The following is an 11,695-nucleotide window of genomic DNA, read 5'->3' as shown; positions in this document are numbered from 1 at the left end:
GGACACAAAACACTTGTTCCGCAAGTTATAGAAGAACTAAAAAAACATGGACGCCAAGATATTATGGTAATTGTTGGTGGCGTAATACCAAAGCAAGATTATCAATTTTTATTTGATGCTGGAGCAGTTGCCGTTTTTGGTCCTGGAACTAAAATTAGTGAAGCTGCTATTAGTATTTTGGAGGTTTTGATGGAGGAATAAATTATTAAAAATAGTAACTGAAAACTTGCAACTAATTTGAATTGAGTATATATTTTCACTTCACAACAATATCATATTTCATTAAAAGTCCTTTCAATCCATCAACAGAAAATTGTGCTTTTTTTAGTTTGTTTTTCTCTGGATCAATTGTAAAATCATAACTTGTTGTAAAATCGGCTTTGTTGGCAATTGTATCCATAAAAACTGCGTGTCGCAAGTTGCAATTGTCAAATACTACTTCGGTTAAGTCGCTTGACATAAAGTCTACTGCAACCATGCTACAATTAATAAATTGCATTTTTTTAAGCTTTAATTTGTAAAATTTTGCATAATCCAATAAGCAATCTTTAAAACCAAAGTCATAAATTACTTGATCTGTCATGGCAAAATTTACATTTGTAAAATTACATTTAGTAAAAAAAGCACCACGAAGTGAAACATAATTTATTTTAGTATCATTAAAATTGCAATCAAAGAAATTACAATCTATAAAAGTTACTGCCATAAAATCACATTGAGTAAAATTGCAATTGTGAAAAGTGCAGTTTTCAAAATCTTTGTATTTTATATCAATTTCTTCAAAATTTTTTCCTGTAAATTCTTCGTCTAAAATATAATCTGCACTCATTTTTTATTTTTAAAAATGTAAAATTACACATTTGAATCATTACTTTAACTAAAAATTAATATTCGTTTTCTAGGAACACCACAATTTTAATACTAATTTTATATTCTATGGAAATGAACACAAAAAAAGGATTTTTCTTTAAGCAATACGAAGCGCCATTTCAATCACCATTTGATAAACTTTTTGAGATTTTCAAAGAATTAATTACGCATACTTCTGGCGATTTTGATGAAGCTATAGATTGGCTTCGACAATTGGATGTAGAATATAAACTCACAGATGAAAATTACACAATTGACGATTTTATAGAAGATTTAAAGAAAAAAGGATACATTAGAGAAGAACTAAAAGACGATGGAACTTCTGGAACTGGCATAACTGCTAAGACTGAAAGAGCAATTCGTCAGCAAGCTTTAGATCAAATTTTTGGAAATCTTAAAAAATCTGGAAGCGGAAATCACAAAACTAAATATTCTGGTGCTGGCGATGAACAAACTGGCGAATTTAGAAATTATCATTTTGGCGATAGTTTAGAAAGTATTTCACTTACCGAAAGTTTGCGTAATGCTCAAATCAATAATGGTACAGAAGAATTTATGCTCACCGAAAATGATTTGGTTGTAGAAGATGCACAATTTAAAGCCCAAATGAGTACTGTTTTAATGATTGACATCAGTCACAGTATGATTTTATATGGTGAAGATCGAATTACACCAGCCAAAAAAGTAGCAATGGCTTTGGCAGAATTAATTACTACAAGATATCCAAAAGACACCATTGATATTCTAGTTTTTGGTAACGATGCTTGGCCAATTGCAATTAAAGATTTACCTTATTTAAAAGTTGGACCATATCATACCAATACAGTTGCTGGTTTGCAATTAGCAATGGATATTTTGCGCAGAAAACGAAATACCAACAAGCAAATTTTTATGATTACCGATGGAAAACCAAGTTGCGTTCGTGAAAAAGATGGAACTTATTATATGAACAGTAATGGTTTAGACGAATATATTGTAGAACAATGTTACAACCAAGCGCAACAAGCTAGAAAATTACACATTCCGATAACAACTTTTATGATTGCTAATGATCCTTATTTGCAGAAATTTGTAAACCGATTTACAGAAGCCAATCAAGGAAAAGCTTTTTACACTGGTTTGAAAGGTTTGGGCGAAATGATTTTTGAAGATTATGAAACGAATAGGAAGAAGAAAATTAAGTAATCAGTTTTCAGTAATCAGTTTTCAGTGATCAGAAAATGTAAAAAAAATTAAATTAAAAAGACAAAATTCAAATAGAATAAAATTAAAAAATAAAATAACTTAGTGAACTTAGTGCCAAACTTTGTGCTCTTTGTGGTTAAATAAAAAAAATGAAAATAGAAAACATAAACACATTAGCAGAATTAAAAGCATCAGGATACGTTTCAAGAAGTATTAAAGATGAGTTACGTGACAATTTACGTGAAAAAATAAAATCGGGAAAACCTGTTTTTGAAGGAGTTCACGGATTTGAAAACACCGTAATTCCTGAATTAGAACGTGCTATTTTATCGCGTCATAATATCAATTTACTTGGACTTCGTGGTCAAGCCAAGACACGTTTAGCCAGGAAAATGATCGAACTTTTGGATGAATATATGCCAATAGTTTCTGGTTCAGAAATTAATGATGATCCATTAAATCCAATTTCTAGATTTGCCAAAGATTTAATTGCAGAAAAAGGTGATGCTACACCAATTTCTTGGATTCACAGAAGTGATAGATTTTCAGAAAAACTCGCAACACCAGATGTAACCGTTGCCGATTTAATTGGTGATGTTGATCCGATAAAAGCAGCCAATTTAAAACTATCTTATGCAGATGATAGAGTAATTCATTTCGGAATGATACCAAGAGCAAATCGTTGCATATTTGTTATCAATGAGTTACCAGATTTACAAGCTCGAATTCAAGTTGCATTATTTAATATTTTGCAAGAAGGTGATATTCAAATTCGTGGTTTCAAATTAAGAATGCCATTAGATATGCAATTCGTTTTTACTGCAAATCCAGAAGATTATACCAATCGTGGAAGTATTGTAACGCCTTTAAAAGACAGAATTGGTTCACAAATTCTTACACATTATCCAGAAACGGTTGCAATTGCAAGAACAATTACAGAGCAAGAAGCAAAATTAAACAAACAACAATCGGAAAGTGTTTACGTTCCATCATTGGCTAGAGATTTGTTAGAACAAATTGCATTTGAAGCCAGAGAAAGTGAATACATTGACAATAAAAGTGGGGTAAGTGCAAGAATGACAATTACAGCTTTTGAAAATTTAGTAAGTACAGCAGAACGAAGAGCATTAAAATCTGGAAGTGAAAAAACTACGGTTAGATTATCCGATTTTATGGGAATTATTCCTGCATTGACAGGAAAAGTAGAATTGGTTTATGAAGGAGAACAAGAAGGCGCAGCAGTTGTGGCGCAACATTTAATTGGCGATGCTATTCATACATTTTTTCCTGCTTATTTTCCGAAAATTGAAAAATTAGAGCGTGATGCTGACAACAGTCCTTTTGCAAAAGTTTTAGAATGGTTTTTTGCGGAAACTGGATTTGAATTACTAGACGATGCAACTGATGAAGAATATAAAAAACAATTGGACGAAGTAAAACCATTGGAAGATTTAATTCAGAAATACCAACCTACAATTGCACTTGAAGACAAGTATTTCTTGAAAGAATTTGTACTTTGGGGTTTAGTAGAATACGATAAATTGAGTAAAGATAGAGTAGACGTTGGGTATCAATTTAAAGACTTGTACGGAAGTTATATTAGTAAATTATAAATTTATTTGAAAAATAAAAATCGGTTTAGAATTTTCTAAACCGATTTTTTTATAATTAAATGCATAAATTATAATGTTATGCTCTTGTCCATGTTTAATAAAAAAAGCTCTAACTTTAGTTAGAACTTTTTCTTCTGTGACCTTGACTGGATTCAAACCAGTAACCTCTTGAGCCGTAATCAAGTGCGCTATTCAGTTGCGCCACAAGGCCTTTTTTTTGTGAATGCAAAGATAGTTATAATTGTGAAATTTGCAAATCTAAACTCGAAAATATTTAGATTATTTTATAGCTCGTTTTGTAATAAAATACCTCCAACCAATTATAATCTTTTGCCAATTTTTAGCTTTTAAAAGATCTAATTGTTGTTTAGAAAAACTTGGTAAAATAAACTTATTTAGTTTTGCTAATAGTTTATACATAAAGTCAAAAATATAAAAAAATACTTATTACTAATTATTTATTTTTATTATTATAATACTTAACAATATTATTTTATAAACATAAACTTACAAAACAAATGTTATTTGTGTTTAATCGATAAAATACGTATTTAATCGATGATTTATTTTTTATTTTCAATTTTGTAGTCTAATTTTGAGCATTGATTTGAAAGTTTTCTAGCAATAACAAATTTTATAGTTTATAGAATTTAAAAACAGATACAAATTAATCCAATTTATAGTTTAAATATTTTTGACTTTTTATAAATTAAATAATATGAAAAAAACTTTACAGTTTTCAAAATTAAAAAATTATCAATTTAATATTAGTAAAATTAGATTTTCAATACTATTTATTTTTTTTATTTCTTGTTTGCAAGCAGCAACTAAAACAAGTACAGCAACTGGAGGAACATGGTCAACTGGTTCAACTTGGGTTGGTGGGATTGCTCCAACTGCAGCCGATAATGTAATTATTGTTAATGCTGCCACTGTAACATTAACAGCAGCAACAACAATAACAAATGTTACAATTAATAGTGGTGGAACTTTAAAAATAGGTACTATAAATGCACTTACTTTAACAGGAAGCTTTATAAACAACGGAATATTCAATGGAACAAGTGGTCGATTAGTTCTAAATGGATTAACAAGTAATTTTACCAATTCGGGTAGTTTTACAATGGGTTCAGGTAGAATTTATTTATCTGGTAATTTAACAAATTTTGGAACACATACTTTAACTGCAACTCAAGTAAGATTTTATGGAAACGCTGCACAAAGTATTGCTGGATTTAATACTACAGGAATTGTTAGTATGAGAAAAACAGGAGGAATTGCTACTTTAACTGGTAACATGAATAATGGCGGACTTACAATTAATGGTTCAAATGGAACTTTAAATTTAGGTTCAGCTTTAAACCATACTTCAACAGGTAGAATAACATTAACTACTGGAACTTTAAATGGTGGTTCAAGCACGTTAAATGTAAATTTTGTTAATACTACAGCTTGGAGCGGAACTGGTTCTGTTTTTGTTGCTGGAACTAGCACTGTAAAATTTGGTGCAGCTGGAAATCAAACAATTTCATCCTCTGCAACAACATTTTATAATCTTACTTTTTTAAATTCGGGTATAAAAACATTAACAACCGGAAATTGTACTGCAACTGGTATAGTTTCAATGGAAGGAACAGCAACAGTTTCTGCGCCACCAACTTATGGCGCAAATGCAACATTAAAATACAATACAACAACTGCAAGAACCTCAGGTGTAGAATGGATAACACCATTTGCAGGACTTGGCGGAGTAAATATTGCAAACATTGGAGCAATAACCATGAATAATGCAAAAGTTTTTAATAATTCAGCACCATTAACTATTAATAGTGGAGCAACTTTAAATACAGCAAATTTTCAACTTAGTTTTGGTGGTAATTTTATTAATTCTGGTGGAACTTTTAATGCTGGAAGTTCTCCATTACTTATTACAAATACAATGGCGGTTCAAAGTATAGCAGGTTTTAGTACAACTGGTTTAGTTTCTATGACAAAAACTACAGGAACTGCAACTTTAACTGGAAATATAGTTAGTAACGGAATAACAATAAATGGAGTAGGAGGAACTTTAAATCTTGGATCTTCTTTTAATCATACTTCTACAGGAAATATTACTCTTACTACAGGAAATTTAAATGGTAATTCGAGTACATTAAATATAACAGCAATTAGTGCAACAGCTTGGAATGGAGTTGGTACTCTTTTTACTGCTGGAACAAGTACTGTAAATTTTGGAGCTGCAGGAAATCAAACAATTTCTTCAACTGCAACAACATTTAATAACCTTACGTTTTCTAATTCAGGATTAAAGACTTTAACTACATTAAATTGTACCGCAAATGGAATTGTTTCAATAGAAGGAACAGCTACTGTTTCTGCAACACCAACTTATGGAGCAAATGCAACTCTTGTATACAATACCGCAACAGCAAGAACTGCTGGAGTAGAATGGATAACACCATTTTCTGGACTTGGTGGAGTTATTGTATCAAATACTGGAGCAATAACAATGAATATAGCAAAAGTTTTTAATATTTCATCACCATTAACTATAAATACTGGAGCAACATTAAATACTGCAAACCTTCAATTAACTTTTGGTGGTAATTTTATTAATAATGGAGGAACTTTTAACGCTGGAAGTTCACCAATTGTTATAACAAACACAATGGCTACTCAAAGTATTGCTGGGTTCAATACTATAGGTTTGGTTTCAATGACCAAAACTGGCGGAACTGCAACTTTTACTGGAAACACAAGTGGTTCTGGACTTACAATAAATGGAACTGGAGGAACTTTAAATTTAGGAACTGGTTTAACACATACTTATTCATCTAATTATACTAGAACAGCAGGAACTTTAAATGGTGGTTCAAGTATTTTAAAATTTGCTGGATCAATAAGCGGAACTGGAGGAGCATTTATTTCAGGAACAGGAACTGTAGAGTATAATGGTGCGGCACAAACGGTTGTTGCATTACCTTATTATAATTTAACTTTATCAGGTTCAGGAACTAATACATTTTCAGCATCAACAACAATTAGTAACACTTTGTCTGTTGCTACAGGTGTTGTGGCTAATCTTACTACTGGACTTATTCATACTTCGGTTGGATTATCTTTAGGTGGTGTTTTTCAAACCTCTGGTTCTTGGGGTGGAACAGGTTCTTCTGCAGCTAATATAAACTCAACCTATTTTACTGCATCAACAGGAAAAATAAATAATAATTGTAGTTTACCTACAATAACTGTTCAACCTGTAACTCCTTCATCAACTTGTTCTGGAAATGGTATTCAGACTATTTCTGTAACAGCAACTGGTTCAGGACTAAAATATTTTTGGAGAAGAAATGGAGTTGATATTATTAATAGTGGAATTTTTTCTGGTCAAAATACTGCAACTTTAACTTTAACAAATGCAACAACAACAGAAGCAGGAAGTTATGATGTTGTAATTATTGGAACTTGTGCATCATCTGTTGTTTCGAATATAGTTACTGTTACAGTAAATCCATCACCAACAATTACATCACAACCTTTGCCAATAACAATTTGTCAAAATACTACTGGAACATTTACAGTTGCTACATCAGCATTATCTCCAACTTATCAATGGCAATATTCAACCAATCCAATTACTACTTGGACCAACACAAATGGTTTAATAGGTGTTTCAGGAAATACTTTAAGCACTTTAACTTTTGCAAATACTCCATTAACTTATAATAATTATTATATTAGATGTGTTATAACAAGTTCTGGTTGTTTTTCTAATTCTACTCCAGTATTATTACTTGTTACTCCAGCTCTAAGCGTTGGAAGTATTTCATCTAATCAAGCTATTTGTTCTGGAAGTTCTCCTTCTAATGATATTACAATCTCAAGTGCAACAGGAACAGTTCAATGGCAAAAAGCAGATAATTCTGGATTTTCTGTTAACCTTTCAAATATTGGAACTAATTCTACTATTTTGACAATTGCAGAAATTGGATCTATATCTTCAACAACTTATTTTAGAGCAGTAGTTTCTAATGGTGTTTGTACACCAGTTATCTCTGGAACATCAATTGTTACAGTATTAACTACAACTTGGTCAACTGTTGGTGGCGGAAGCTGGGATAATGGTGTTCCAACAAGTACTACAACAGCAATTATTTCGGCAAATTATACTTCAACAGGAGATTTAAATGCATGTTCTTTAACTGTAAACAACAATGCTATAGTAATTGTTTCTTCTGGAGATAATGTTGTTTTGAATGGAGCTTTAACTATTGCTTCGGGAAGTTTCACATTAAATAATAATTCTAATTTAATACAAACAAGTGATGTTGCCAATTCTGGAAATATTATTGTAAAACGTAATAGCGCACCGATTAAACGTTTGGATTATTCGTTATGGTCATCGCCAGTTTCTAGTCAAGAATTGCAAGCTTTTTCGCCATTAACATTGTCTAATCGTTTTTATACTTATAATTCGGCTACAAATTTATATAGTGTTATTGCATCGCCATCGACAACAAATTTTTCTGTTGGTACTGGTTATTTAATTAGAGTTCCTAATAATCATCCAACTTGGGCAGCAATTTGGAACGGACAATTTACAGGTGTTCCAAATAATGGACCAGTTACAGTTCCTGTTGTAAATAATACTTACAATGCTGTTGGAAATCCTTATCCGTCAACAATTGAAGCCGATGCTTTTATAGATGATAACAATATAGTCGAAGCATTATATTTTTGGAGAAAAACTAATAATACGGCAATGTCTTCCTATGCAACTTATACTTTGGCTGGAGGAACAGGAACTGATCAAAATGCTGGCGATCCTTTAGCTTTAACTCCAAATGGATTCATTCAAGTTGGACAAGGATTTATTGTTAAATCGACTTCTACATCTATAAACTTTACCAATTCAATGAGAGTTACAGATAATAGTAATCAATTTTTAAGAGCAATTGAAGACCGAAATAGAGTTTGGTTAGATTTATCAAATACTACTGGTTTTATTTCTCAAACAATGGTTTCTTATATGGATGAAGCTACTAATGATGTTGATGACGGAATTGATGGTAAATATTTTAATGATAGTCAAACTGCATTAACTACACTTATAAATAACAATGAATATGCCATTCAAGGAAGACCATTGCCATTTGACACAGCAGATGTTGTTGTTTTAGGATTTAAAGTTGAAACTGCTGGATCATATACAATATCAATTAATCATTTTGATGGATTGTTCGAAGAAACAGAACAAGCAATTTATTTGAGAGACAATTTAACAAATACAGTATTTGATTTAAAAACTGGAAATTACACTTTTAATAGTGAAATTGGAGTTTTCAATACTCGTTTTGAAATAATTTACACATCATCTTTAGCTGTAGAAGTTCCAACAATCATTGAGAATTCTATTGTGGTTTACAAACAAAACCAAGATTTGAATATAAACTCAGGAAGCACAATAATGTCATCTATTAAAGTTTATGATATAAACGGAAGATTATTATTGACAAAAAATAATATTAATGCTTCAGAAACCAAAGTTAATTTGAAAAATACAAATCAAGTATTGATAATAAAAATCACTACCGATACAAATTTAGTTGTAACCAAAAAGGTTATTAATTAATTATAAAAATAAATTACAAAAAAACCTTTCAGTGATGAAAGGTTTTTTTATACAAATTATGTTTTTTGAGTTTTTAATGTAGATTTAGCTTTTTCTAATTCACTTTTTGCTTTTTCCATCTCTTCCTTGGCTTTAATCATTTCTTCTTTGGCTTTTAACATTTCGTTTTTGGTTTTATCAAAGTCATTATTAAAATCAGATGATGAATTTGGTTTAGGTTTATCAATATCAATTTGTATTTTTTCAATTTGCTTTTTAAAATTCTCTAAACCATCATTATTTCTAAAATCAAATTCATTTTTATTAAGTTCATTACTATCTTTATATTCAAATCGATTTCCTTTTTTTATATCTTCTAGTTCTTCCTTTGTATAATCATCTCCGCCTTCAACAACATCACCATCTTGAATTACTAGCGGTTTTTTACCATCTTTTTTTATAATCATTTTAGAACTCGATTTACCTAAACTTTCGCCATCGCCAAAATTATAACTAAAAGTTTGTGAATCATTTTCGCCATTTTTAAATTGAAATTGCTTGATTATATCCTGAGGATTGTTCAAATTGTTAAAAAAATCATTACTTGCTAACATGTCATTAGAATTGGATGGTTCACCAAATCCAATTTCGCCATTTTGATTAAAGAATTTTATGGTACCAATAGGTTTTTGATTGTCATAACCTAAAATTCCTTTATTTCCTTTTCTATCTGAAAACTCAACTTTAATAGCCGTAATTTCATTATTAGAATTACGTTTTATGCCAGAATATTTAATGGTAATACCTTTTTCTGACAAAGCTTTTATGTCGTCTTTCATTTCGCTTTCTGGAGTATTTTTATTCCAGGTCATTATAATATTATCTTCCACATTAATTGTAGAAAAAGATTTTTTTTCTTGTGCTATAGCGTTGAAATTCATCAAAATGATTAAAGCTACAGCAATAAAGTTTTTGAATGTCATAATATTTAGAATTTTAAATTAAACTAATCAAAAGTATAATTTATTGGTTTTATTTTATAATAGTTTTACAAATTTTTAACTTTTTTGGGTAAGATTTATTATTAAAAAAAATTAATTTATAAGATTTATATAATAATCATAAATATTCTTATTGATTAAAATTTATTTTATTTTTGCTAAAATAATTTCTAAATGCCAATCGAAACCTACAATAAAACCAATTTTCATAAACACACTTTTTGTATTTTTCAAGAAGTTGATTTTGAATTAATTAAAAATTTAAAATTAAATTTCAAAAGTAAATCGGGTAGTAGTTATTATTTTGTAGAAAACGGTGTGTATCGTTTATCCAATCATTGGAGTAGAGTTGCCAATTGCAAGTGGCGATTAGATAAAAATTTAAACAAACAGATTTCAAACTCTACTAGAAACAAACTAGGATTTGCTAAATGGTCAGATTTTTATGCCGACAATGATTATGAAAAATTATATTTTCTAGAAGCCAATTTCGATTTTAAATCGGTAAACTATTATCACAAGCAAAGTGAAAATTATTCATCTGATAAAATAATAAGAACTTCAACAGAAACAACAAAACTAATTAAACAAATAAGAACTTTATTTGAAGAAACAACCTGGGCAAAATATTTAAATGAGGAGAATATTGATGTTTTGAGAAAAGAAATTATAAATAGATTAATCAATTCTAATCAATCGTTTCAAGAGATTAGAAGAGAATTTTTATAGTTTAGAAAGTTTATATTTTTCGAATATATGACCAATTATTAAAGCAAAAATCCCCAAAATAAATCCTTTAGCAATAATAATTAATTCTCTATTAAAAGGTAATAATGCATTAGTTTCATCTGCATAATCTCTGTGTAAGCTTGTTACATGAATAACAAACGATTCAAACAACCAACCTAAATTCATAAATACTGATATGAAAAAGACAAAATAAATTTTTGTTCTGATTTTTTTAAAAAATAAGAGAAAAGGAAGAAATGAATGTAAAAAAAGTAATAAAATATAAATAAACTTATAAATTCCTGTGGCACGTTTTATAAAAGTGAAGTATAAGTTAGAATTTACTTTAAAAACGATAATTAATATCAAATATAGTGTTGTTAAAATGCTATAAAATAAAATTATATAACTGATAATATTAAGTGCAATATTGATATCAACTATTTTTAAAAACCTTTTAACTAAAAGTATTAAAATAACACTGATAAAAATGCCATCAATAAAATTCTTATCTATACTATCAAGAAAATCTATAAATTGTTCCATGAATTTTTAAATTTCTCTTTCGCCACCTTCAGTTGGATGTTCAAACGTAGTTTTTACTTCTCTAGTAAGTCCAGGATATTTTTGTTTTTCTTGAGCAACCAATCTAATCACCCAAAATCCTAAATAAGTTCCAATCAATC

7 protein-coding genes, 1 tRNA gene and 1 pseudogene are annotated in these 11,695 nt (G+C 29.6%); 5 read left to right on the top strand and 4 right to left on the bottom strand.

Features of this window, described 5'->3' with window-relative positions; all coding sequences use genetic code 11:
* A pseudogene (locus tag ACH2BO_RS14685) lies at positions 1-201 on the top strand (hypothetical protein); the annotation flags it as partial.
* Between the two features lie 55 nt (positions 202-256).
* Here the strand turns inward: ACH2BO_RS14685 and ACH2BO_RS14680 are convergent.
* Positions 257-829 carry a pentapeptide repeat-containing protein gene (locus ACH2BO_RS14680; RefSeq protein WP_395045481.1) on the bottom strand — a complete coding sequence of 191 codons (573 nt, stop codon included), beginning with the start codon at positions 827-829 and terminating at the stop codon, positions 257-259.
* A 107-nt stretch (positions 830-936) separates the two neighbouring features.
* On the opposite strand from ACH2BO_RS14680, the gene ACH2BO_RS14675 reads away from it, so the two are divergent.
* Positions 937-2,055 (top strand): VWA domain-containing protein, encoded by a 1,119-nt coding sequence (locus ACH2BO_RS14675; RefSeq protein WP_395045480.1) that lies wholly within the window; start codon positions 937-939, stop codon positions 2,053-2,055.
* 149 nt (positions 2,056-2,204) lie between these two features.
* On the top strand, positions 2,205-3,668 hold the full coding sequence (locus ACH2BO_RS14670; protein ID WP_395045479.1) for a magnesium chelatase: 1,464 nt from the start codon (positions 2,205-2,207) through the stop codon (positions 3,666-3,668).
* A 137-nt stretch (positions 3,669-3,805) separates the two neighbouring features.
* Here the strand turns inward: ACH2BO_RS14670 and ACH2BO_RS14665 are convergent.
* Positions 3,806-3,879, bottom strand: a tRNA-Arg gene (locus ACH2BO_RS14665).
* Between the two features lie 507 nt (positions 3,880-4,386).
* Between ACH2BO_RS14665 and ACH2BO_RS14660 the strand changes: the two genes are divergently transcribed.
* Positions 4,387-9,300 (top strand): beta strand repeat-containing protein, encoded by a 4,914-nt coding sequence (locus ACH2BO_RS14660; RefSeq protein WP_395045478.1) that lies wholly within the window; start codon positions 4,387-4,389, stop codon positions 9,298-9,300.
* 56 nt (positions 9,301-9,356) lie between these two features.
* Here ACH2BO_RS14660 and ACH2BO_RS14655 read toward each other — a convergent pair whose 3' ends face one another.
* Complete coding sequence (locus tag ACH2BO_RS14655) at positions 9,357-10,262, bottom strand: hypothetical protein (RefSeq protein ID WP_395045477.1); 906 nt, start codon at positions 10,260-10,262, stop codon at positions 9,357-9,359.
* A gap of 192 nt (positions 10,263-10,454) precedes the next feature.
* Between ACH2BO_RS14655 and ACH2BO_RS14650 the strand changes: the two genes are divergently transcribed.
* Positions 10,455-11,009 (top strand): hypothetical protein, encoded by a 555-nt coding sequence (locus tag ACH2BO_RS14650; protein WP_395045476.1) that lies wholly within the window; start codon positions 10,455-10,457, stop codon positions 11,007-11,009.
* Here ACH2BO_RS14650 and ACH2BO_RS14645 read toward each other — a convergent pair.
* Complete coding sequence (locus ACH2BO_RS14645; protein WP_395045475.1) at positions 11,004-11,195, bottom strand: hypothetical protein; 192 nt, start codon at positions 11,193-11,195, stop codon at positions 11,004-11,006. The genes ACH2BO_RS14650 and ACH2BO_RS14645 overlap by 6 nt on opposite strands.
* Positions 11,196-11,695 lie beyond the last annotated feature (500 nt).

It is taken from the genome of Flavobacterium sp., from assembly GCF_043773265.1.
GTDB lineage: Bacteria > Bacteroidota > Bacteroidia > Flavobacteriales > Flavobacteriaceae > Flavobacterium.
The sequence above is the reverse complement of the archived record's forward strand: the minus strand, read 5'-3'. Positions and strand labels throughout refer to the sequence as shown.

Coding starts and splice junctions, on each gene's coding strand:
- ACH2BO_RS14670 (WP_395045479.1), top strand. CDS start 2,205: ATGAAAATAGAAAACATAAACACATTAGCAGAATTAAAAGCATCAGGA.
- ACH2BO_RS14655 (WP_395045477.1), bottom strand. CDS start 10,262: ATGACATTCAAAAACTTTATTGCTGTAGCTTTAATCATTTTGATGAAT.
- ACH2BO_RS14675 (WP_395045480.1), top strand. CDS start 937: ATGGAAATGAACACAAAAAAAGGATTTTTCTTTAAGCAATACGAAGCG.
- ACH2BO_RS14660 (WP_395045478.1), top strand. CDS start 4,387: ATGAAAAAAACTTTACAGTTTTCAAAATTAAAAAATTATCAATTTAAT.
- ACH2BO_RS14650 (WP_395045476.1), top strand. CDS start 10,455: ATGCCAATCGAAACCTACAATAAAACCAATTTTCATAAACACACTTTT.
- ACH2BO_RS14680 (WP_395045481.1), bottom strand. CDS start 829: ATGAGTGCAGATTATATTTTAGACGAAGAATTTACAGGAAAAAATTTT.
- ACH2BO_RS14645 (WP_395045475.1), bottom strand. CDS start 11,195: ATGAATTTAGGTTGGTTGTTTGAATCGTTTGTTATTCATGTAACAAGC.